Raw genomic sequence first — 19356 nt, 5'->3', positions numbered from 1 at the left:
GAGGCCCCCCCGATGGAACAGGACATGCAGGACACGCGACGAGACGCGACACGGCACGGCGTGCCGGAGACCCTTCATCACCTGCTGGTACCTCTTGATCAACTTCGGCACTACCCGGGCAACGCCCGCACCCACGACGACGACATGCTCCGCGACAGCCTCGAGCGCAACGGGCAGTACCGGCCCGTTGTCGTCAACGAGCGCAACGGCGAGATCCTCGCCGGGAACGGCACCGTCGGCGCCGCCCGGGACCTCGGCTGGACGCACATCGCGGTGACGTACGTCGACGTTGACGAGTCCGCGGCCCGGCGCATCGTGCTCATCGACAACCGGGCCAACGACGTCGCCGGGTACAACCTCGACGCCCTCGCTGACCTGCTCAAGCAGGCGCAGCCCGACCTTTCTGGGACCGGGTACGACCAGGCGTACTTCGACCAGCTGATCGCCGCGCTGTACGTGCCCGAGCAGCGGACCGACCCCGACGACGCGCCCCCCAAGCCTGAGCAGCCGTTGTCGGTCGAAGGTGACGTGTGGCTGCTGGGTCCGCACCGGCTGGTGTGCGGGGACTCCACCAAGCCCGAGGTGGTCGAGGCGGTCATGGCCGGCGAGCTGGCGGACTGCATGTGGACCGACCCGCCGTACGGCGTGGAGTACGTGGGGAAGACCAAGGACGCCCTGACGATCAAGAACGACGGGGCGCAGGGGCTGCCTGCGCTGCTCGCCGGTGCGTTCGCCGGCGCGAGCTCGGCGCTGCGGCCGGGGTCGCCGGTGTACGTCGCGCACCCCGACATCTTCCGCGGGGTATTCGAGCAGGCGATGCTCGGCGCGGGGTGGAGGGTCCGGCAGAACCTGATCTGGGACAAGGGCCAGATGGTGCTGGGCCGGGCGGATTACCAGTACCGGCATGAGCCGATCTTGTACGGGTTCACCGCCGGCGGGAAGGGGCGCCTCGGCCGGGGTGGTGACGGCTGGTACGGCGGGAACGCGCAGACCACGGTGTTCGAGGTCCCGAAGCCGCAGCGGTCTGCGGATCATCCGACGATGAAGCCGACGGCGTTGATCGTGCGGCAGATCAACAACTCGTGCAGGCCCGGGGGGCGGCTGTACGAGCCGTTCGGGGGTTCGGGGTCGACGTTGGTGGCGGCGCACCTGACGGGCCGCAGCGCCAACGTCGTGGAGCTCGATCCGGGCTACGTCGACGTGATCGTCCAGCGGTGGGTGGAGCTCACGGGGCAGGACGCGACGCGGCAGGACGGGGTGTCGTGGCGGGAGCTGGTGTCGTGATGGGCCGGTGGCCGGCCGCCCTGGTGGACGAGGACGCGTCCCGGGTGGGGGCGCGTGGGGCGGGGGTGGCGCTATCGGACAGTTCATTGTCTCGATTTATCGACAACGTTAGCGCCAGAAGTCGACGTTGTCCACGTCGCGGGACAAGGTTCAGCTCGGTCAATGAACTTCCTGGATATCACGATCGAACCGGCCCTGCGCCTCGGCGGATTCCTCCTGAAACATTGTCGCGATGACTGGACAATATGAAGGTGCCACGGTAACGTTGTCCATAGATAGAGACAACGAAAACGGAAGGGCCGGGACCACTCCATGGACACGATCAAGATGCGGTTCGACATGACCATCGGCCACGGCGAATTCCGCAAAACCGAGATCGTCGACACCGGCATCCCAACCCCCAAATGGGACGCCATGACCGAGGCCGAACAGGAGCGCACCGCCGACGCCGAGTACGGCGCCTGGCGCGACAACGTCATCACCAGCACCTGGGAACTCGCCTAACCGCACCCACCGACCACAACTCAACAGCGGACAGCCCACACCGACACGGAGCCTCCCGGACCGGCACACCGCCGGAGCCACCGAGAGAACCACCCCCACCCACGGAGGCTCCCCATGTCGATCACCTTCTTCACCACCCACCCCCAGGGCCCCCAGGTCAACATGGCCAACGGCAACGCCGCCGCCGTGCTCGACCTCCTCGGCTACCCCGGCGAGGAAAACCTGTACGGCGAGAGTGCGGCCGAGGACTTCCTCGGCCGGGTCCTCACCGCCCAGGCGCTCCTCGCCACCGCCACGGAGGACGACACCCCCGACGTCACCGACGGCCGATGGACCTCGTGCGGACGCGCCCCCGGCTACCTCGCCGGACGGCTCGCCGAACTCCACGAGCTCACCACCTGGGCCCACCACCACCAATCACCGGTGCTCTGGGGGTAACCCCCGCCCGGCCGGGCGGCCCGCCCACCAGCGGGCCGCCCCCACCCGCCCAGCCCACCCCACCGCCTCGCCGCAGGAGGAGGACCACATGCTCACCACCGTCACCTTCGACGCCGTCCACATCGCCACGTTCACCCTCCTCCGCGGACTCCACGCGCTCTACAACTTCAACGCCGCAGGCAAGATCCACGCCCAGCCCGCCTACCTCGGCCAGCCCGGCCTGCACGCGGTCACCATCACCCTCGGCACCCCGCCCCTCGACCACAGCGGCTACCACCTCACCGGCCTCCAGGTCGGCACCCACGTGCTCACCGGCGTCGTGATGTGCACCGGCCCCGCCCTGACCCCCGGCCAGCACCCCCACTACGCCGACCGCTGCCCCCTCACCGGCCTCCCCGACGACACCCGCACCCCGGCCGCCGTCCTGCTCGCCCACATCGCCCAGCACTTCCACAGCGTCGTCGCCCCCCACTGACCACCCGGCGGCCCACCGAAAGGGGACAAGCCCATGAACATTCCCAGCACCGAGTACATGCTCACGCCCGCCGCGCAGGCGGCATGGCAGGACACCTGCGCGGTCGGTGACCAGGTCTGGTGGGCCGACGCCGACGACTACGGTCCCGGCGTGATCGCGGAACTGGACCACGATCCGCAGGACGACCACACCCTGGTCCGGCTCCTGGCCTGGGACCACGAGGCGGGCGCCCCGGCCGAGGTCCACGTCAACCTCGTCGGCCTGCACCCCATCGCCGCCCACCACGGCGTCGACGCCGAAACGCAGACCCACCTCGACGACATGCAGGCGACGATCCGCGCCGCCGCCTCCACCAACTGACCACCGGCGGCCCGCCCCGCGCGGGCCGCCACCCCAGCCCCATCCTCGAAGGACACCCATGACCACCCCGGCCACCCCGCCGATCATCGACATCCACCCGGCTCCCACCGACGTCGTTGTCGTGCACCTGCCCGAAGGGGCCACCGCGCGCGTCCACCACCCCATCAAGCCGTACGTCTACCCCACCCAGGCCCCGCCCCCCGGCCCGCTGTTCCTCGTGATCCCCGGAGACCACGACGCTCTCGACTGGGGGGTGTCTCACAGCGTCTACACGTCCGCTGCCGCGATCACCGCCCCCGATTCCTACACCGGCCCACGCGGCTGCCGCGAGCAGTGGGCCCTGGCTATCGCGCAGCTTCCCCTCGGCGGCGCGGTCTTGATCCACCACGAAGAGCACGTGCCTTTCGTCGAGTGGATCCGGTGGGTTGTCACCGGCCACGACGTCGTGCCGCCCGCCGAGGCGCCGAAGCCCGTCGCCCCGCCCGAGACGCTGTTCGCCGACTACGCCACCGGGCTGCTGGCCCTCCACACCACCTGGGACAACTTCCACGAACTCCGCACCCTGACCTGGGACGGCACCGGCATCGGCACCAACGTCCTTCACGCCATCCACCCCAGTGTCCCGCCCGAGTTCTACCCCGACTACATCCGCCGGGTCGCGGACAAGGAGATCAGCGAGCAGCTGGCCTCCGGCCAGCAGACCCTCTACGGCTTCTCCCTGCAGTACGAGGGGTACATGGCGACGCCGTTCGCGGACCTCGCACCCGACGAGCAGGAGCGTCTCGCTGAGGACTTCCGCAACCACACCGTCCGCCACCGATCCGACGCCATCGAGGTCGCCCTGATCTACCTGGTGGACATCCACGACCGGGTGTGGATCGCGGTCAAGCAACGCAAGAGCGGCCTCACCGAGTACCGCCACTACACCGACCCGGCCACCAAACTCCACCCGTTCATCGGCGCGATGCGCAGGGCGGCCCTCGACGTCGCCCAGCAGATCCACGGCCACCGCACCAACATCAACCTCCCGTTCTGACTCCAACCGGCGGCCTACCCGGTGCAGGCCGCCGGTCGCCACCTACCAGCCACACCGCCTCCTCGCCCTCGCTCCAAGAAGGACCCCCATGATCACCCCGCCCCCGCCCCCGGCCCTCCCCCTGGTCGGCATCGTCGTCGTATTCGAATGGGCCCTCGAACTCTGGCCCGACCACAACGAAGCGACCGTGCTCATTGGCCGAGACCTCCCCCAGGCGCGCCTCCTGGCCGCCGCGCACCTGCACCGCATCAGCATCGACGCGCACGCCCTCTCCGCGACCTACGCCCGGTTCCTCCGCGAGCACCCCTACGACCCGGGCACGGCGACCGCCGACCAGGCCGCCGAGTGGATCGACGCGTACCAAGAGCCCTCTGGCCCCGGCGAGCCCCGGGTCAGCTTCCACCGGCTCAGCGCGCCAACCCTCCTCGGCGACGCCGACGAGCCGATCACCTACACCGAGTACGCCTTCCACGGCACCGCCCTCCGCGACGACACGCCCACGCTGGTCACCGAGGTCGCGGCAGGTTGCGAGACCGACCGCGAAAAGACGCAGAACGTCGTGAACGGCGTCCGTGACCGCCAGCCCGAACTCGGCGTGCCCGTCGACGCCCAGCTGTACTCGCGCACCTGGCACACCACCGGATGGGGCCCCGCGCCCGACCCCACCGATCCACAGCCCGAAGACCAGCCCCACGCGACGCCCGACCGTACCGACGTCGGCGGCTGACCGCCCGTTCTCCGCCCCGGCCCCCGGGGGCGCGGCCCGCACCGGCCCGCCCCCGTGGCCGCCCCACCGATCCCCCGTTGAAAGGGCCCCCGCACGTTGAGCACCATCCCCATCCCCGCCCACGTCGCCGACGCCCCGGACGACGCGTTCCAAGCCGAAGTGCAGGCCATCATCGACGCCGAGACGCATCGCGAGCGCGCCACCCGACTGCACTGGTCCGCCGCGCAGGCCTCCGCCATGCAGTGGGCCGCCACCGGCGACCTGCGTCAGGACGCGCGCGGCTACTACCGCACCGGCGTCAACGGCGGCCGCGGCCGCGCGGTCGCCCGGGCCCGCGTCGCGACGCTGATCCGCGCCGGCCTGCTCACCGAGGACCTCAACCCCACCGCCGACGGCCGCGCCGCACTCACCGCCTGGAACGCCGCCGGCGCCACCCCCGTGGCCGTCGAGTTCACCGAACTCCCGCCGCTGCACCGCGGCGAGGAAGCCACCCGCCGGTACAAGGTGTGGCACGAGCGCTCCGGCCAATGGGCGGCCGACTCCCACGCCCGCCTGGAAGCCGCACTCGCCCTCGTCGAGGACACCGACACCGAGCGGCCGCGCCACGCCGACCGCCCCTACGCCAGCGTGTACGACGCCATCCACGCCGAGGACGACTGGACCGGGTACGCCGAGAACATCGGCAACGTCGAGACCATCACCGGCCGCGACCTGGACGACGAGCACGCGGTGCTCACCGAGGCGGCCGAGGTCGTCGACACCGCGGCGGCCGGGATGGTCGTGGTGGTGCCGTGCGGCGGCCGCAAGGTCGCGACGGACGTGCCCGTGCCCGCGGGGGAGCTGTACACCGGGTCCTACCACCGGGCGGCGCGGCGCGCGGCTGCGGTCCTCGCCGGGCCCCGGGGGCGAGTGCTGATCCTGTCGGCCCTGCACGGCCTCGTCGCCCCGGACGAGCCGCTCATGCCGTACGAACTGCGGGCCGGCCAGCCCGGCACCGTGACCGGCGAGACGCTGCGCACCCAGGCGGCCGAGCTCGGCGCCACCAACGCCACGGTGATCGTGCTCGGCGGCCGCGCGTACGTCGACCTCGCCCGTCAGGTGTGGCCACACGCGGCCGCGCCCCTGCAGGGCACCCGCGGCATCGGCGAGCAGCTCGCGCGCCTCGCCGCGATCTACAACCCCGTCCCGCCCGCGCATGGCCCTGGCCAGGTCGCCGCCCGCCGGGCCGACCGTGACGCCCGCCGCCGAGCCAGGTACGTCACCACCGGCCCCCTGCACCTCGCCGGCGGCCGCGCCCAGACCCGCATCACCTTCCCCGCGGCCACGAGCAAGAGCAGCGCCCGCCTCGCCGCCGCCGCCCAGTTCGCCGTGCCCTACGGCGTGGCTGTCGAGGAACACCAGGGCGAACTCACCGCCCACGGCGCCGCCGAGCAGGTCGCCCGGTACATCTCCGCGGCCCGCAGTGAGGCCCGTGAGGCCGGTTGGGACGTGCCACTGATCCGCGGCAAGGGCTCGCGCTCGGACGTCGACTACTGCCCCGAGCACGCCGGAGGTCCCCGATGACCAAGCCCTACGTATACGAGGACGCCTGGCTCCACGAGCTCACCATCACGCCCACCGAAGGAGAAGTGCCCGTCGTATCCATCCGGACGGACGGCCTCTGCGTGGAGCTGCCTCCCGAGGAGCTCCCCGCCGTGGTAGCCGCGCTGTACCTGGCCACCGGACAGGACGTACCGCTGATCCTGCCCCGGCCGGGCATCCGGGTAGAGGAGGCCGCCCACGAGTGGGTCAAGGGCGGCCGGATCACCGCGCCGTGCCACGACGCCACGTACATGACTTCGGCGCAGGCTCGTGCCCGCGCCGCGGCGTACGCAGTGGTCGCTGAGCTTGCCGACACGCTGGAAGTCGACGCGCTCGCCGAACTGCTCGGCGGTATCCCCCAAGGCCCCGACCACGTCGAGCGTGTCGCCCAGGCGCTCGTCCGCGCCGGGTGGCGCCGAGAGGCGGCCCCCGATGCGTAGCACTGCCCCCCTGCGTCGTCTCCGCGGCTGGTTCCGGTCCCGCGCTCAGCTGCTTTGCGACCTGAACGGCTCCCTGTCCCGGATCGAAATTCTCCAGCGCCGCCTGACGGTAGCCAACGACGACCTCGCCCTCCTGGAGGAGAAACTCGCGTCCCGGGGGAGCAGCCACGCCGAGCCCGCCAAGGTCGTCGAGAAGGTCATCGAGGTCGTCTTCGCCGCGTCCGACCCGGTGTGGGGGCCGGCTGCTTCGCGGGATGACGTCCTGCGCGAGCGTGCCCGCGCCGACGCCCTCGCCGAGCGCGTGGATCTCCTCCAGCAGGCCAACATGGGGGCCGGCACGCAGCAGGGGATGACGACCCTCCAGGCCCTCGCCGTCAACCACGTACTGGGCCACGTCCTCGGCCTTTCCTTGGTGGCCGGCATCACCGCTGAGACCGCCCGCATGGCGGCCCGCGACCTGGCCTGCGACGCCCACGCGACCCTACGGCGTGGCCTCAGCGGCGAGCTGGTGGCCGAGCAGTGGCCCGGCTCCCGGGGGGCCATGGGGGCCGCGGCCGAGCCGGCAGACGACACCGCACCGATGTACGCCCACGCCGGGATCCCGCTCAACCCCCCGTCGCCGGCGGGCGGCAGCGACCCGCAGGACACCCACCCTGGAATTTCAGCTATGGCCGAGCCGTACGCGTTCGTCGACCCCGAAGGCGACTCCCTGGTGATCAAACCCTCCGGCCGGTACGGCGGCAGCGTCCTCCTCGGCCCGGCCGCGGTGTGCGTCTACGTCCCCCGGGCGGAGTTGCCCTGGGTGGTGGCCGCGCTGTACCGGGCCGCCGGGCAGCGCCCGCCGATCATCCTCGACCGGCCCGCTGACGATCAGGTCCAGCGCTGGGTCAAGGACGGCATGGTGGCGGTGCTCGGCGCTGGGATGCACGTCCAGCCCGACGATGCCCGCGAGCGTGCCGCCCAGATGGCCGCGGCTGCCGACCTCGCCGAGAGGGTGGCCACGGGCGGAGGCGAGGCGCTGTGCTGAGCATCGTCGACGAGCAGACCGGTCTGCGGCACGGCCCCGTGGACCCCGGCACCCAGCTCTGGCACGGCGGCTACCCAGGCCTCAAGCCCGGCGACCTGCTGCTGCCCCCCGACCAGACCGGCATCCTGACCACCGCCCAGATCCTCACCGACCGAGGTGTGGACCCCCACGCCCTCGGTATGGAGCCCGACCGGATGCGCCGGGACCGCGTCTACCTCACCACCGGCCGCGAACTCGCCCGCGCGTACGCCGCCTGCTGGACCATCGAGTCTGACGCCGGTGTCCGCGAGGGCCCGCCGGGTGCGCTGTACCTCGCGCGGCCGATCGGCGAGAGCTGGCCCGACCCCGACATGCCGCCCGGCGTCGGCATCGAATGCGAACGCGCCGAGGTCGTGGCCGTCGTCAAGCCCGCCGTCCGGCTCACGCTGGCCGCGATCGACCGGCGAATGGCCCCGTTCATGCGAGTCGCGCCATGACGACGCTCCATCTGCCCATACTGTCCACCGCCGGACCGTACCGGGCTTACCTGCCCTGGCTGGAAGGCGGTGACCGACGGCTCGTCGCAACCGATGGATCATGGGATCTCGACTCGATCGGCGCCTGGGCGGTCGTCCGCGGTGACGGCCGCGCCCGCTACGGCTGGTACATCGCCGAGCGCACCACCAACCACTGCGCGGAGATCGAGGCGATCCGACGCGCCTTGGGCATGGCCTGTCATGAGCCACGTGATCAACCCCTCCGCCTGGTCACCGACTCGCTATCAGCCGCCGGAATCGTCGCCAAGCTACAGGCGGGTGTTGCTATCGAGGACTTGCCCACTCCCAAGATCCACCTGACGACCCTCGAAGCTCTTGCCGAGCATGTGCGCGACCGGCCGATAGAGATCCACCTCGGACACGCGCCGGCGGTTTCCGCAAAGTACTCACCCGCAGGTCTCGGTGGCATCGCTGACCGGCTGGCGTGGACCGCGCTGCAACTCGCGGTCCACGACATCTTCGTGAACGACCCGGACGTGCAGCGCTGGCTGATCTCGGACGCCATGCAACACCGAAAGCGGCGTGAGCGCCTGCGCAAATCCTGGCTCGCCCGCGGCCCTGGGCGGCACCTCGCTCTCGCCTGACACCGCCTCAGGCGACCAGCACCCCAGACGCATCGACCCACCAGGAGCACGCCACCCATGGTCCGCAACCGCAACCAGCGTTTTATCCCCACCCCCGAGACGATCGAGCGTGAACGCAGGGCGCTCGAACTGCGCCGCGCAGGCGTGACTCTGGAGCTCATCGCCGAGCAGCTCGGCTACGCCAATCGGTCGGTCGCCCATAAAGCCATCAAGCGGGCCCTGATCCGGACCCTGCAGCAGCCGGCCGACGAGCTGCGCGCCCTGGAGGCCGACCGGCTCGATCGGCTGCAGACCGCGTATTGGGCGGCGGCGCTGCGCGGCGACATCAAGGCTGGCGGCGTCGTGCTGCAGATCATGAGGCAACGCGCTGAGCTGATCGGACTGAACCACAGCCATGGGATCGCCGAACGGTTGATGCGGCTGACCGACCAGCAGGCGGCACTGACGCTCGACGCGATCAGCCGCGTGATGGACGGCCTGAACCTCACGCCCGAGCAGCATGCGCTCCTCGGCCACCTCGTACCCGAGGCACTACGGGCGGTCGCGGCGATCGAGGCCGCCGACGAAGGGGTGTACGACGCCGACGTGGTGGAGGACTCCGAAGCCGAGGAGCCCGAGGAGGCGCCGCCCACCAACCCCTGAACCCGCTTCGCCCCCCAACATCTCTGGCCTGGAGAAGGATCATGATCATCCCCGTTCGCGTCCCTGCGACGTTCGAGCCGCACATCATCCGCGACGACTATGCCATCCCCCCGACCATCCGCTGTACGGCCAGGGGTGCCCCGTCTGTGGCGGCCTGATCGGCAACCGAGCCGACGGCACCGTGGTGCCGGTCGCGCTCGTCGCCGTCGGCGTCGACCCCGACGACCGCAAGCCCGCCGGGTGGACCACCGGCGGAGCCGTCGCCGTACACACCGCCTGCGCCCGCGCCCCGAAGCCCGGCCATGCGTGATCCCCGCCAGGCAGTCAACAAGATCCGCGACGCCGCTGACGACGCCGACTTCAGCACCGTGACCTACGAGGGCGACCACCGAGTCGCCCTGGAGCTCGAGCGCGGCGACGTGAAGATCACCGTGGACTTCGTCGTCCGCAACCTCGCCACCAGCTACGCCTGCTTCCACCACGCCGAGATCCACCGCGCCCAAGAGTCCGAGCCCGGCACGACCTGGGCCATGCGCGACCTGCTCACCCTCATCGCCGCCGAGGCCAGACCCCAGCTGAACCGCCTCGCCGATCCACGCCCGTAACCAGGAAGAACCGATGAACGCCCCACTCATGATCGACCGCGAAGGCACGGTCGACCGCGACGACGCCATCCACGTCCAGCCCAGCAGCGACGGCGGATGGCACCTCACCGTGCACATCACCAACGTCGCTGCCGCCCTCCAAGCCGGCAGCACCTGGGACGTTCAGGCCCGGCAGCGCGGCCACACGGTCTACGGCCCGGACTGGACCCGCAGCATGCTCCCCAAGACCCTCGAGCGCCAGCTCACTCTGAGCGAGCACCAGACCAACGTCACCCTCGCCATCCACCTGACCATCAGCGGTGACGGCACCGTCGAACAGACCCGGATCACACGCGACATGCTGCACTACGCCGCCGCCATGTCGTACGACCTCGTTCCCGCCGCCCTGATCGACTCAACCCACCCCCACCACACGATGCTCCGCCACGCGGCAAGCCTGGCCACCACGCTGCTGGAGCGGCGCCGCTCCGCCGGCGCGCTCGCCGTCTACGACCTGATCCGCGGCTGGGCCACCAACGACGACGGCCAACTCGTCAAGCTCGATGCCCTCGAACGGAACAGCGGCTACCTCATCGTCCAGGAGACCATGATCGCTGCCAACGCCGCGCTCGCCACCTGGGCCATCGAGCACGACGTCCCGATCCTGTTCCGCAACCACACCGCCGCGGCCGCCGCACCGGCCGCCTGGGACCTGGCCGAGGACCTCGTCGTGGCACTCGCCGCAGACCCCGGCGTCCTGAAGGCCACCCGCGACCGGCTCGCCCTCATCGTGCGACCCGCCACCTACGAGGCCACCGCGCGCGGCCACTACGCGCTCACCCTCCCCGCCTACACCCACGCCACCTCGCCCCTGCGCCGCTACGCCGACCTGGTCACCCAACGGCAGATCTTCGCCGCCCTCGACGGCCGCACCCCGCCGTACACCGTCGCCGAACTCGACCAGGTCGCCGGCGAACTCAACACCGCGGCCCGCGAACGCCGGGAGCAACGCGGCCAAGCACTGAAGACCCGCGCGCACACCGCTGCCCGCCAGGCCGCGGCCGCCAGCGGCCTCGCCGACCTCACCCCTGCCGAGTTCACGCGCGTCCTCAAGCGCGCGTGCAAGGAGGGCACATACACCGACGCCCTCGCCGCCGAGGCCATCCGCCGCACACACGCCGGCCAGCTCGCGCTGGTCGACCAGCACATGGTGCTGTCGGTCGCCGCCGACCTGCGGTGGGTCGCCGCCCGGCGCACGATCCTCACCCGCGTCGCCGACGAACCACACCTCGCCGTCAGCCTCCTGGCCATGCACTCCCAGCACCACGGCGTCGCCCCCGCGACGTTCACCAGCACGGTCGAAGGCCAGTCCCCGCAGGAGGTCTTCACCGTGCTGGCGACCATGGCCCTGGACAACGGCAGCGCCTGGGGCTCCAGCCGCCGCGCCCCGGTCAAGAAACTCGCCGAGCAACTCGCCGCGGTGAGCCTCCTCGCGGTGCTCGCCGGCGTCGACGACCCCAGCGCCGATGTACTCGCCCCGGCCGTGCCGACGCCCGCCGCGGCCGCCCCGCCCCCGCTGCCCGGGCAGAACCCTGTGAGCGTGCTGAACGAGTACGGGCAGAAGGGGCACGCGTCCGGCGTCCGCTGGGACTTCAAGCGGACCGGCCCCGCCCACGCCTCGAAATTCACCGCCTGGGTCACCGCGACGATCCACGGCCACGGCGAACTGACCGCGTCGGGAGAAGCCGGATCGAAGGCCGGTGCCCGCGAACGCGCGGCCGCCGCGCTGCTCGAACAGATCCACCCCGCCGCCCGGGCTCTGCAGACGGAGGCCGGACGTGGCTGAGACAACCCCAACGCGCAGCACCACCCCGGCCAGGGTGGTGTCCACCCACTCCACCCGCGCAGTGCTCGCCGCGTTCCTCGTCGAGCCCGACCGCGAGCTGTACGGCCTGCAGCTGCTGGCCCACACAGGCCTGCACAGCGGCACCCTCTACCCGATCCTTCGCCGCCTGCACGGCCGCGGCTGGCTCACCTCCCGCCCGGAGGACGTCGACCCGCGGCAGGAAAGCCGCCCACGACGCCGCTACTACCGCCTCACCGCCGCCGGCGCCGACCACGCCCGCACCTACCTCGCCGCCCACCATGCCTACGTCACCCGGGAAGGAACCCGATGAACCCGCCTTCCGAGCCCCCCGCGTCCACGCGCCGGGCACCGGTGAAACTCCTCACCTCGCCGCTCCCGCTGCAGGTGCCCTGCCGCGCGTGCGAGGTCTGCGCCGGCCGGATCGTCGGCGACGCCGAGTGCGTCAACACCGACCCGGCCCGCCACCACGAAGCCGCCCAGGTCGCCATCGCCAACGTCGAACACCTCGCCCAGGCATGGCACGACGACGCCACCCAGCGCGCGGCCGCGGCCACCGACCCCGCCGAGCAGATTGCCTGGCACACCCTCGCGCAGCACTGCGGGAACATCCTCGCCGCGTTCGCAACCCCCGGCACCGCCGCGGCGGCCGAGTGCCCGCACTGTCCCGACGGCCACGCCCGGCCGCTCAGCCGCTCCTGGGGCGTCTACGTCGCCGCCACCCGCGACGGCGACGGCCAGCCCACCACCATCCACGTCGCTCGCTCCGACGGCTCCCACGTCGCCGAATCGGACGCCGCGTGGATCCGCCAGCTCATCGACGGCGACCAGACCTCCGCCTCCCAGATCGTCGGCGAACTCCTCGGACCGCTGAACGCCCAGATCGCCGTCGCCGAGTACGAGCAGGGCGAGGCCCGGCAACAGGCCAACGACGCCCTGGCCGCTCTCGCTCAGGTGAGGCTCGTCCGGCGCCGCATCAACGCCGTGCTCATCGCCCTCGCCGATCGCCTCGACAGGCCCTACCCCGATGATCCTGGCCAGACGCCCTGGACGCGGTTCGTCAAGCCCGCCATGCACGCCCTCACCGCCGCCGTGGACGCTGCGGGCCTGCCGCCTGAGAGCGACGCGGAGGCCGCCGTCGGCCGGGTCCTGGACTGGGCCGAGACCCTGCGCAGCCAGAGCCCGAAGGGCCTAGGCGGGCACCTCCACGCTACCGTGCTCGACCTGGTGTACCCCGGCGGGAACGCGGCCGCGGAGACGAAGCGCCGCGGCGACGCGGAGGCCCAGGCCCTCGCCGACGAGACCGGTCTGCGTAGCCTCACCGTCAAGGGCGGCGCGCTCAACATCAGCCTGGCCCCGCCCCGCGAGCTCGCAGCCCTGTGGGTGCGCTGCGCCCGCGGCATGCTCGGCGACGCACCGAACTACACCGAGACCCGGGTCGACGTCCCCACGGCGTCGATGGAGGTCGGGCAGGCCGGATCGGCGGAACGTTACCTGCTGACCGTGCAGCGGGTCGGGAACGTCACCCCGCACGAGGCGCGCCAGCGCGCCGAGGCCACCGTCGCCCGCGTCCGGGCTGCTCTCGCCAAGCCCGTGATGTGCGGACCCAACGCCGTCCCCTCCGTACCTGTGGCCGCGATCGAGCGCGCCCTGGACGTGCCCGCCGACAGCGAACAGCCCGCGACCACCGCCACCACCGAGGAGGCACCCCGTGGCTGACCTTCCGAGCTGCGAAGAGTTGGACGAGCTGGTGGACACTGACCCGATCCGGCTACGGGACGCGGCGTTCGAGATGCGTCATCGGGCCGAGCAGGCCGAGGCCGAAGTGGCGCGGCTCCGCGCTGGCGAATCCGAGGACCCGCCAACGGAGGGCGTGCGGCTGACACCGGCCGAGTGGATCCGCATGTGGAACGACGCCACCCCCGAACGGCGACTGCACTTGGCGGCCCTCATCGACCAGGCCTCCGCGACTCAGTCGCTCTGCGTCCTTGCCGACCACGAGGGGGCCCTGCGCCAGCTGCGCGACGTTGAGGAGACTCTGGCCCGGGTCCGCCGCCTGGAGGAGTCGTACACCCAGGCGCTCGCGAGGGACATGGATCCGGTAGTCAAGGTGGGCGTCAGCACGTTCCGCGACCACCTGCGCGATGCCCTCGACGGCCCCGCCCTCCTCCGCCAGCCCGCCACCGAGGAGACCGACCGTGGCTGACATCTCCCAGGCCGTGGACGAGTGGAACGCCGCCGTGCCCCTAGGAACCTTGGTCCGCTACTGGACCGGCCGCCGGGAGGGCGAAGGCCAGACCGGCCGCACCCGGACCGAGGCCCGGCTTCTCGGCGGACACACGCCCGTTGTCTGGGTGACCGGCGAGTCGTCGTGCATAGCGCTCACCCACGTCCAGCCCGCCACCGGCGAGCAGGCCGGAGGCGGTGATGCCTGAGCTTCCCCTATGCGACAAGAGGGACCCGCGCGTGCCGGTCGTACTCGACATTCTGCGCAAGTCGCAGTTCATGGGCGGAAACTTCACGCTCGACGCCCGTCGGATCATCGCGGCCCTCGACAAGGCGTTCCCTCCCGCCACCGAGCCTCCCCAGTCGACGGCCGGTGTGACCGGGGCCGAGCTGGGTGCGGCCGAGCACACCAAGGAGTCACGATCATGATCTTCCGATCTCACCAGCGGCCGGGTCCGTTCCGGATCCTCGCTGTGACGTTCACTCTGCTGGGGCTGCTGTTCGCCGGGACGGTCGTCTTATGGGCGGTCGACGTCGGCGCGTACCAGGCGTACGCCGATTCCCCGTTCGGTGTGGTGCTTTTCCTCCTAGCGCTGGCTGTGGGGTATCCCGTGGACCGGTGGCGGGCTCGGCGCCGCATTCGACGGGGGGTCGGGTCCTGATGGGCCGCCTCATCGTCGCCCTAGTGGCTTACGTCGCGCTCGTGTTCGCGTGGCTGGGGTTCGCGTACCTGATGCGCGACACGCCGCTCGTCACCGGCATCCTCGGATGGGGCCTCTTCGCGATGATCGTGATCGGGGCCGGCCTGCTCGATGTGATCACAGCAGAACCCGCCACAGGCCACCAACCCGAAGACGGCGACCAGCGGTGATCCGGCCCTACACACCGGAGGAAGCCGCCGCCGCCCACCGCCTCTGGGCCGCCGGCCGCTGCCCCTGCTGCGGCGCCCACGAGTTCGACAACTGGATCGACGACGGCACCGAGCCCATCGAGATCGCCCCCGGGATCCGCATCTGCGCCTGGTGCGTCCACCGCGAGCACGACGCCGACGACGTCGCCCCGGTCCTCCTGCAAATGATCACGCAAGGCGCCCCCAAGAACCCCGAGGAGCCGCCAATGCCCTGGGTACGGCACACCGAACCCACCGCCATCCACCGATGCCCCACCCCCCGCTCCAGCTCGTACGGCACCCCCACCGGTGAGTACGGCGACCTATGGCGCTGCGACGAATGCCAGACCCTGTGGCGGATCGGCCACGCCTGCGAACTCTGCGAAGTGTACGGGGCCGCCCGGCCCCACCTCGGCGGGCACGCCATGGGCTTCGAATGGAGGCCCGCACGGTGGTGGCAGCGGCTTCGCCACTGGCGGAAGGGACGCCGATGATCCCCCACACCGCATGCGACAACTGCGACGGCATCGACCCCGCCACCTGCCTCAACGCCCCGCCTGCAGAACGGGCCGAGGAGTCCGACGACGAGTTCCGCGCACGCCTCGCAACGGCCCTGTCTCACTCCTTCGGGCCCACCCGGGGCATGGCCGACCACCTCGACGCCGTACTTGCCGTCGTCCGTCCCGAGCTCGACCGGCTCCGCGAAGAGCGCGACCAGGCCATCGCCCACGACCGGCAGCCCTACCCCACCCAATGGGCCTACGACCAGGCCTGCGCCGCGCTCTGGCGGCATCGCGGTCGTGCCGACCGCGCCCAGGCCGTATGCGACCTGCTCTCCGACATCATCGCCGGACTCAACGAGCACGCCGCCCGCATCCTCGGCAAGTTCGAGCGGAGCCTCCGCAACGCACTGGCAGACCCGCCCGCGGCCCACGCCGAGCACGGCCCCTGCGACGGTGACCCCATCGAATGCACGGCCGAGGCCACGCAAGGCCAGGCCGAGGAGGTCGCCCGGCAACAGCTGATCAAGCAGCTCGAGGAGACCCGCCGAGAGCGTGACCTCCTTCGCGGCGCGCTCGTCCGCGTCGTCACCCTCGCGAAGACCATGCGCACCTGGGCCTCCCCGTACGGCATGGCCCTGGACTACTCCGACTACGTGGCCGAAGCGGTCCTCGGCTCTCCCGACCCACACCGCGCCGGCGAGGCCCTCGCCAAGTTCGAAGGCGAACTCGCGGCCGCGCTCCAGGCCGTCGACGACCAGTGGCGCCAGGCCGCTGGCGACTACTCCGACCGGCTCGTCCGCGCCTACCAGCTGCTCGCCGAGATCCTCCGCGAGTTCACACACAAGGGCCACCCCGGATACGCCGCGCTGCAGACCGGCTGGATCGAGGCCGACCGCTTCGACACCTGGCGTGCCACGCACCGGGCGCTTCTCACCAACCCCGCCACCGAGGTCGCGCCCACCGACGGAATGCGCTGTGTTAGTCCCGGCCCCACCTCCGACACCACCGCCACGAAGGACCCCGACCGCCGTGACTGATCTACCCCCGCCGTACGTCTACACCGATCACGGCGGTGACACGCTCACCGCCAGACGCTTCATCCACCGCACCCTCGGGCCCGCCCTCGAGATCCAAACTCCAGGCGATCTCGTTGAGGTCCCCACCCGCGACGTTGAGCAGCTCGTCCGCGACCTCATCAACGTCGCCGGCACCGGGCACCTCATCCTGCCCAGCGCCGAATGGGAAGAAGACCAGACCGGGAGCTACCACAAGGCGACCGATATCCGCGTCGCCGCCCGCCATGAGGCCGTATTCGTCGACGACCACGCCATGTCCTGGGAGGACGCCCTCTCCCTCGCTGCGCACATCGCGCAGGCCGCTCTCACCTCCAAGGCGCTCGCCGACGCGCTCGACCCCGCCGAGGTGGAGCAGATCGCCGGGATCATCGCCACGGCCGAGCCCGACCTGCGCAACTCATACGCCAACGACACCCCCGAGATCATCGCCCGCGCGCTCATCGCCGCAGGTTGCCGCATGCCGGAGCCGCACGATGGATGAGGCCACCCACAAGTGCGCTCGCCGCCGGTGCGCGACGCAGATCCGCATGGGCTTGCTCATGTGCCCGCCGGACTGGGCACTGGTGCCCCAGCACATCCAGCGCGCCGTGTACCGCGCATACCGCGCCCGGCCGCGGGACTGGGCCGCGTACGCCGCCGCCGTCCGCGACGCGCAGAACGCCGTCGACGCGACCGAGTACCCCGCCACGCTCCAACACGCGGCCACGATCCTCCGCGCCCGGGCCCAGGCCGCCGGCGGCGAGCAGTGGGAAGCCCACGATTTCACCGAGGGCACCATCGTCCGCCCCCGCAGCATCTTTCGCCTGCCCCCCAGCATCAGCTCCCAGTTGCATGGCCCTGATCCTTGGCGGTGCGGACCACCCTGCGTCACACCGGAGGACGGCGTCTTCATCGCCACCATGAACCCCCAGCTGGCCGCCCTGTTCGCAGACCTCCTCGAGGAAGCCTCCGCGATCGCCACCGCCAACCTGAAGAACCCGCGCCAGGCCCCACGCGACATCACCAAGGCCCTGGCTGTAGCCCACGAGATCCTCGGAAGCGACCGTGCGTAGACGCACCCTGTACGGCATCAAGTCGACGCGGGCCATGCGCCGCGTTCTGCTGGTCCTTCTCACCGACGCCGCCAACATCGGTGGTCACACGATCATCGAGGCCGTCGGCGTGGGTTCGCGTGCCGCCAACATTTGCCTCGCCCAACTGGTCAGTCGCGCCTGGGTGACCGGCGAGTTCACCGACGGCTCGCCCCCGCAGCGCCGGTTCTACCGGCTCACCCCCGACGGCTGGAGCTACGCCCACCAGCTCCTCGGCCTCACCCCCCCGGAAGGCCGACGTGGCTGACCAGACCCCAGCCCGCGAGCTGCGCGCCGCCGCGGCGCGTCTCCGCCACGAACCCGTCCCTTCGTTCACCATGAACATGCACGAGCCCATGGCCAAGTGGCTCGACGCCGAGGCCTGTCGCTGGCGCCCGGCACCGGCGGCGCTCGTCGTCGCCCGCAGCGTCAACGGCACACGCCAGCCCTGCGGATGCCACACCCCCCGTCCGGGACAATGGCTCCTCCTCGGCCTGGCCGTCGTCGTGCTGATCATCTCCGGGTCGATCGCGGCCTGGGCGCTCCGCGGCGGGCAACTCCCCGCGCTGCTCATCGCCGGAGCGGGAGGCGCGCTCGCCGCCGGCCTCGCCGTCGCTGCCACCGACCGCCCAAGGACCCCGCGACCGGCGCACTCGTCTGGTCTGCAGGCCGACGACGTCGAGGGCTTCGTGGCTGTGATCATCCAGCAGTGCGAGCAGGACGCCCTCGCGCTTCGCGAACCCGCCGCCGCCCTGGGCGCCGCGTGCCACGCGCTCAACGACGCGCAGCGCGACCAGCTACGCGCCGACCACCCAGACCTGCATGCGGCGATGGAACAGCTCGCCACCCACTTCCCGCCGCAGAGGAGCAAGCGTTGACCCAGAACGACAGGTTCGACGAGCCCTTCCCGCGCCCCGCGCCGAACCCCGCCGTAAGCGCCGCCATAGACCAGGTCCTGGAGATCCTCACCGCAGCCGGCCACGACCCCGAAGGCGCAGGGCTCTGCTACCGGGCGGATCACGAACCCCTGCTCCTCAAGATGATTTACAAGATGCCCAGCGACAAAGCCCACGACCACCTCACCCACTACGCCGCCGCCCTCACCGCCGCAGGTCTTGGCGTGGCCACCATCGGGCGCGACGGTCAGATCGAACGGCTCATCGTGGCCGCCGACCAGACGACCGCCGACCAGCACGTACCCAGCGTCATGGCCTACCTGGACGGCCAACCGATCCTCGGGCGGACGACCGCGACCAGCCAACTCCGCCCTGAGGACATCCCCAGGGACCTGATCGACGCCGTCTACCCCGTCGCCCTCGCCCACGGCATCCCCTGGCACGACGACGCCGTGCGGGTCCTCGCCGCCGCGGTACTCACCGAGGCCCGGCAACGCATCGCCGCGGCGATCGAGGTCGAGTGCATCGACCCGGACGACACGCTGTCGGTGAACGGTGCGACCGCGGCCGGGATCGTCCGCAACTGGCCGGAGGCGATCCTGTGATACGCCGCC

Annotated in this window: 30 protein-coding genes; all 30 read left to right on the top strand. The window is 71.5% G+C overall.

The genetic code is table 11. The annotated features are described in order from the left end of the window. Positions 1–12 precede the first annotated feature (12 nt). The 30 genes from ACFP1K_RS07565 (at position 13) to ACFP1K_RS07420 (ending at position 19347) form a co-directional block, all read left to right on the top strand. Positions 13–1284 (top strand): DNA modification methylase, encoded by a 1272-nt coding sequence (locus ACFP1K_RS07565; RefSeq protein ID WP_380748405.1) that lies wholly within the window; start codon positions 13–15, stop codon positions 1282–1284. A 312-nt stretch (positions 1285–1596) separates the two neighbouring features. Beyond that, positions 1597–1788, top strand: a complete 192-nt coding sequence (locus ACFP1K_RS07560; protein ID WP_380748403.1) for a hypothetical protein — start codon at positions 1597–1599, stop codon at positions 1786–1788. A 114-nt stretch (positions 1789–1902) separates the two neighbouring features. Next, entirely contained in the window at positions 1903–2226 is a 324-nt protein-coding gene (locus tag ACFP1K_RS07555) for a hypothetical protein (protein WP_380748401.1), read from the top strand. A gap of 88 nt (positions 2227–2314) precedes the next feature. Beyond that, complete coding sequence (locus tag ACFP1K_RS07550) at positions 2315–2701, top strand: hypothetical protein (protein WP_380748399.1); 387 nt, start codon at positions 2315–2317, stop codon at positions 2699–2701. Positions 2702–2734: 33 nt separating this feature from the next. Further along, positions 2735–3061: a hypothetical protein gene (locus ACFP1K_RS07545; protein ID WP_380748397.1), complete on the top strand. Its 327-nt coding sequence runs from the start codon at positions 2735–2737 to the stop codon at positions 3059–3061. A 58-nt stretch (positions 3062–3119) separates the two neighbouring features. Next, positions 3120–4097, top strand: a complete 978-nt coding sequence (locus ACFP1K_RS07540) for a hypothetical protein (RefSeq protein WP_380748395.1) — start codon at positions 3120–3122, stop codon at positions 4095–4097. A gap of 88 nt (positions 4098–4185) precedes the next feature. Beyond that, the gene (locus tag ACFP1K_RS07535) at positions 4186–4824 is read left to right on the top strand and encodes a hypothetical protein (protein WP_380748393.1); all 639 of its coding nucleotides are present in this window, start codon (positions 4186–4188) and stop codon (positions 4822–4824) included. Between the two features lie 96 nt (positions 4825–4920). Then, positions 4921–6387 (top strand): DUF6884 domain-containing protein, encoded by a 1467-nt coding sequence (locus ACFP1K_RS07530; protein WP_380748391.1) that lies wholly within the window; start codon positions 4921–4923, stop codon positions 6385–6387. Further along, the gene (locus tag ACFP1K_RS07525) at positions 6384–6845 is read left to right on the top strand and encodes a hypothetical protein (protein ID WP_380748389.1); all 462 of its coding nucleotides are present in this window, start codon (positions 6384–6386) and stop codon (positions 6843–6845) included. Before ACFP1K_RS07530 ends, ACFP1K_RS07525 begins: the two co-directional genes overlap by 4 nt. Then, a complete protein-coding gene (locus tag ACFP1K_RS07520; protein ID WP_380748387.1) occupies positions 6838–7872 on the top strand; it encodes a hypothetical protein in 1035 nt (344 codons plus the stop codon). Before ACFP1K_RS07525 ends, ACFP1K_RS07520 begins: the two co-directional genes overlap by 8 nt. Continuing rightward, the gene (locus tag ACFP1K_RS07515) at positions 7866–8348 is read left to right on the top strand and encodes a hypothetical protein (RefSeq protein ID WP_380748385.1); all 483 of its coding nucleotides are present in this window, start codon (positions 7866–7868) and stop codon (positions 8346–8348) included. The genes ACFP1K_RS07520 and ACFP1K_RS07515 overlap by 7 nt, the downstream gene beginning before the upstream one ends. Beyond that, positions 8345–8992: a hypothetical protein gene (locus tag ACFP1K_RS07510; protein ID WP_380748383.1), complete on the top strand. Its 648-nt coding sequence runs from the start codon at positions 8345–8347 to the stop codon at positions 8990–8992. Before ACFP1K_RS07515 ends, ACFP1K_RS07510 begins: the two co-directional genes overlap by 4 nt. A gap of 57 nt (positions 8993–9049) precedes the next feature. Then, the gene (locus ACFP1K_RS07505) at positions 9050–9634 is read left to right on the top strand and encodes a hypothetical protein (RefSeq protein WP_380748381.1); all 585 of its coding nucleotides are present in this window, start codon (positions 9050–9052) and stop codon (positions 9632–9634) included. A 184-nt stretch (positions 9635–9818) separates the two neighbouring features. Then, entirely contained in the window at positions 9819–9944 is a 126-nt protein-coding gene (locus tag ACFP1K_RS07500) for a hypothetical protein (RefSeq protein WP_380748379.1), read from the top strand. After that, positions 9937–10239 (top strand): hypothetical protein, encoded by a 303-nt coding sequence (locus tag ACFP1K_RS07495; RefSeq protein WP_380748377.1) that lies wholly within the window; start codon positions 9937–9939, stop codon positions 10237–10239. Before ACFP1K_RS07500 ends, ACFP1K_RS07495 begins: the two co-directional genes overlap by 8 nt. Positions 10240–10252: 13 nt before the next feature. Next, complete coding sequence (locus ACFP1K_RS07490; protein ID WP_380748375.1) at positions 10253–12064, top strand: RNB domain-containing ribonuclease; 1812 nt, start codon at positions 10253–10255, stop codon at positions 12062–12064. Continuing rightward, complete coding sequence (locus tag ACFP1K_RS07485) at positions 12057–12395, top strand: PadR family transcriptional regulator (protein ID WP_380748373.1); 339 nt, start codon at positions 12057–12059, stop codon at positions 12393–12395. Before ACFP1K_RS07490 ends, ACFP1K_RS07485 begins: the two co-directional genes overlap by 8 nt. Next, entirely contained in the window at positions 12392–13801 is a 1410-nt protein-coding gene (locus ACFP1K_RS07480; protein ID WP_380748371.1) for a hypothetical protein, read from the top strand. The genes ACFP1K_RS07485 and ACFP1K_RS07480 overlap by 4 nt, the downstream gene beginning before the upstream one ends. Continuing rightward, the gene (locus ACFP1K_RS07475; protein WP_380748369.1) at positions 13794–14288 is read left to right on the top strand and encodes a hypothetical protein; all 495 of its coding nucleotides are present in this window, start codon (positions 13794–13796) and stop codon (positions 14286–14288) included. Before ACFP1K_RS07480 ends, ACFP1K_RS07475 begins: the two co-directional genes overlap by 8 nt. Continuing rightward, complete coding sequence (locus ACFP1K_RS07470; protein ID WP_380748367.1) at positions 14281–14517, top strand: hypothetical protein; 237 nt, start codon at positions 14281–14283, stop codon at positions 14515–14517. Before ACFP1K_RS07475 ends, ACFP1K_RS07470 begins: the two co-directional genes overlap by 8 nt. A gap of 31 nt (positions 14518–14548) precedes the next feature. Continuing rightward, positions 14549–14737, top strand: coding sequence for a hypothetical protein (locus tag ACFP1K_RS07465; RefSeq protein WP_380748365.1), 189 nt, complete (start codon positions 14549–14551; stop codon positions 14735–14737). After that, positions 14734–14970, top strand: a complete 237-nt coding sequence (locus tag ACFP1K_RS07460) for a hypothetical protein (protein ID WP_380748363.1) — start codon at positions 14734–14736, stop codon at positions 14968–14970. The genes ACFP1K_RS07465 and ACFP1K_RS07460 overlap by 4 nt, the downstream gene beginning before the upstream one ends. 23 nt (positions 14971–14993) lie before the next feature. After that, on the top strand, positions 14994–15179 hold the full coding sequence (locus ACFP1K_RS07455) for a hypothetical protein (RefSeq protein ID WP_380748361.1): 186 nt from the start codon (positions 14994–14996) through the stop codon (positions 15177–15179). Next, positions 15176–15691, top strand: a complete 516-nt coding sequence (locus ACFP1K_RS07450; protein WP_380748359.1) for a hypothetical protein — start codon at positions 15176–15178, stop codon at positions 15689–15691. The genes ACFP1K_RS07455 and ACFP1K_RS07450 overlap by 4 nt, the downstream gene beginning before the upstream one ends. Continuing rightward, a complete protein-coding gene (locus ACFP1K_RS07445; RefSeq protein WP_380748357.1) occupies positions 15688–16737 on the top strand; it encodes a hypothetical protein in 1050 nt (349 codons plus the stop codon). Before ACFP1K_RS07450 ends, ACFP1K_RS07445 begins: the two co-directional genes overlap by 4 nt. Next, positions 16730–17257 (top strand): hypothetical protein, encoded by a 528-nt coding sequence (locus ACFP1K_RS07440; protein WP_380748355.1) that lies wholly within the window; start codon positions 16730–16732, stop codon positions 17255–17257. The genes ACFP1K_RS07445 and ACFP1K_RS07440 overlap by 8 nt, the downstream gene beginning before the upstream one ends. After that, positions 17250–17828, top strand: coding sequence for a hypothetical protein (locus ACFP1K_RS07435; RefSeq protein WP_380748353.1), 579 nt, complete (start codon positions 17250–17252; stop codon positions 17826–17828). Before ACFP1K_RS07440 ends, ACFP1K_RS07435 begins: the two co-directional genes overlap by 8 nt. Then, complete coding sequence (locus ACFP1K_RS07430) at positions 17821–18114, top strand: hypothetical protein (protein WP_380748351.1); 294 nt, start codon at positions 17821–17823, stop codon at positions 18112–18114. Before ACFP1K_RS07435 ends, ACFP1K_RS07430 begins: the two co-directional genes overlap by 8 nt. After that, a complete protein-coding gene (locus ACFP1K_RS07425; RefSeq protein WP_380748349.1) occupies positions 18107–18724 on the top strand; it encodes a hypothetical protein in 618 nt (205 codons plus the stop codon). The genes ACFP1K_RS07430 and ACFP1K_RS07425 overlap by 8 nt, the downstream gene beginning before the upstream one ends. Then, complete coding sequence (locus ACFP1K_RS07420) at positions 18721–19347, top strand: hypothetical protein (RefSeq protein WP_380748347.1); 627 nt, start codon at positions 18721–18723, stop codon at positions 19345–19347. The genes ACFP1K_RS07425 and ACFP1K_RS07420 overlap by 4 nt, the downstream gene beginning before the upstream one ends. Positions 19348–19356 lie beyond the last annotated feature (9 nt).

This window comes from Sphaerisporangium aureirubrum, from assembly GCF_042658925.1.
Lineage (GTDB): Bacteria > Actinomycetota > Actinomycetes > Streptosporangiales > Streptosporangiaceae > Sphaerisporangium > Sphaerisporangium aureirubrum.
The sequence above is the reverse complement of the archived record's forward strand: the minus strand, read 5'-3'. Positions and strand labels throughout refer to the sequence as shown.

Excerpts from the sequence above, each read along its gene's own strand:
- ACFP1K_RS07490 (WP_380748375.1), top strand. The coding sequence starts at position 10,253 with ATGAACGCCCCACTCATGATCGACCGCGAAGGCACGGTCGACCGCGAC.
- ACFP1K_RS07505 (WP_380748381.1), top strand. The coding sequence starts at position 9,050 with ATGGTCCGCAACCGCAACCAGCGTTTTATCCCCACCCCCGAGACGATC.
- ACFP1K_RS07555 (WP_380748401.1), top strand. The coding sequence starts at position 1,903 with ATGTCGATCACCTTCTTCACCACCCACCCCCAGGGCCCCCAGGTCAAC.
- ACFP1K_RS07510 (WP_380748383.1), top strand. The coding sequence starts at position 8,345 with ATGACGACGCTCCATCTGCCCATACTGTCCACCGCCGGACCGTACCGG.
- ACFP1K_RS07545 (WP_380748397.1), top strand. The coding sequence starts at position 2,735 with ATGAACATTCCCAGCACCGAGTACATGCTCACGCCCGCCGCGCAGGCG.
- ACFP1K_RS07495 (WP_380748377.1), top strand. The coding sequence starts at position 9,937 with ATGCGTGATCCCCGCCAGGCAGTCAACAAGATCCGCGACGCCGCTGAC.
- ACFP1K_RS07520 (WP_380748387.1), top strand. The coding sequence starts at position 6,838 with ATGCGTAGCACTGCCCCCCTGCGTCGTCTCCGCGGCTGGTTCCGGTCC.
- ACFP1K_RS07435 (WP_380748353.1), top strand. The coding sequence starts at position 17,250 with ATGGATGAGGCCACCCACAAGTGCGCTCGCCGCCGGTGCGCGACGCAG.
- ACFP1K_RS07550 (WP_380748399.1), top strand. The coding sequence starts at position 2,315 with ATGCTCACCACCGTCACCTTCGACGCCGTCCACATCGCCACGTTCACC.
- ACFP1K_RS07565 (WP_380748405.1), top strand. The coding sequence starts at position 13 with ATGGAACAGGACATGCAGGACACGCGACGAGACGCGACACGGCACGGC.
- ACFP1K_RS07560 (WP_380748403.1), top strand. The coding sequence starts at position 1,597 with ATGGACACGATCAAGATGCGGTTCGACATGACCATCGGCCACGGCGAA.
- ACFP1K_RS07480 (WP_380748371.1), top strand. The coding sequence starts at position 12,392 with ATGAACCCGCCTTCCGAGCCCCCCGCGTCCACGCGCCGGGCACCGGTG.
- ACFP1K_RS07535 (WP_380748393.1), top strand. The coding sequence starts at position 4,186 with ATGATCACCCCGCCCCCGCCCCCGGCCCTCCCCCTGGTCGGCATCGTC.
- ACFP1K_RS07540 (WP_380748395.1), top strand. The coding sequence starts at position 3,120 with ATGACCACCCCGGCCACCCCGCCGATCATCGACATCCACCCGGCTCCC.
- ACFP1K_RS07460 (WP_380748363.1), top strand. The coding sequence starts at position 14,734 with ATGATCTTCCGATCTCACCAGCGGCCGGGTCCGTTCCGGATCCTCGCT.
- ACFP1K_RS07525 (WP_380748389.1), top strand. The coding sequence starts at position 6,384 with ATGACCAAGCCCTACGTATACGAGGACGCCTGGCTCCACGAGCTCACC.
- ACFP1K_RS07445 (WP_380748357.1), top strand. The coding sequence starts at position 15,688 with ATGATCCCCCACACCGCATGCGACAACTGCGACGGCATCGACCCCGCC.